Here is a 536-nt window from a genome sequence, read left to right as displayed (position 1 = left end):
CATCTGTGCCGGATCGTGAAGGCGCTGCTTCTCAGCTAAGCGACCATTTCCAACATCCGCCAGAATTTGTTCTTCGCGTTCGTCTATAATGCGGCTGTCGTACCGATTGCTGCAGGCGTGCTCTACCCGTGGTTCGGTATCCTGCTTTCACCGATCATTGCCGCTGCTGCGATGGCGCTGTCGTCAGTGAGCGTTGTCGCGAACGCGCTTCGACTCAATCGAACCAGAATATGAGGATCCGGGCGGCGTTGGATGTGGTGTCCCGCGGCGGATCATCGCGGTGATGAGCCGCTCCTGATCCGACCGCAGTTTCCCGATGTGCGGCCGGGCGAGGTCGCCCGCGCCGCTCATCGCCCCGTAAACGGTTCGGCCAGCTGCGCGGCATAGCCGCGCGGATAATCGGGGCGACCGTCAATGCCGATATCTCCGGCCCGGATCGGAGGTCCGGAGAAACGTGCTGTCCCGAGCAGCACGTCCCAAAGCGAGGTAAACAACCCGAAATTGACATCGCCGTGGCGCGCCGAGCGGATGTGGTG

At 61.9% G+C, this 536-nt stretch carries 1 protein-coding gene and 1 pseudogene; one reads left to right on the top strand and one right to left on the bottom strand.

Features of this window, described 5'->3' with window-relative positions; all coding sequences use genetic code 11:
• A pseudogene (locus CA237_RS19505) lies at nucleotides 1-234 on the top strand (hypothetical protein); the annotation flags it as partial.
• Between the two features lie 113 nt (nucleotides 235-347).
• Here the strand turns inward: CA237_RS19505 and CA237_RS19850 are convergent.
• The coding region (locus CA237_RS19850) for a hypothetical protein (RefSeq protein ID WP_206433029.1) at nucleotides 348-536 on the bottom strand (189 nt) is incomplete at its 5' end.

The sequence above is a fragment of the Sphingomonas sp. ABOLH genome (assembly GCF_003951715.1).
GTDB lineage: Bacteria > Pseudomonadota > Alphaproteobacteria > Sphingomonadales > Sphingomonadaceae > Sphingomonas > Sphingomonas hankookensis_A.
This window is presented reverse-complemented; position numbering and strand designations above follow the sequence as displayed.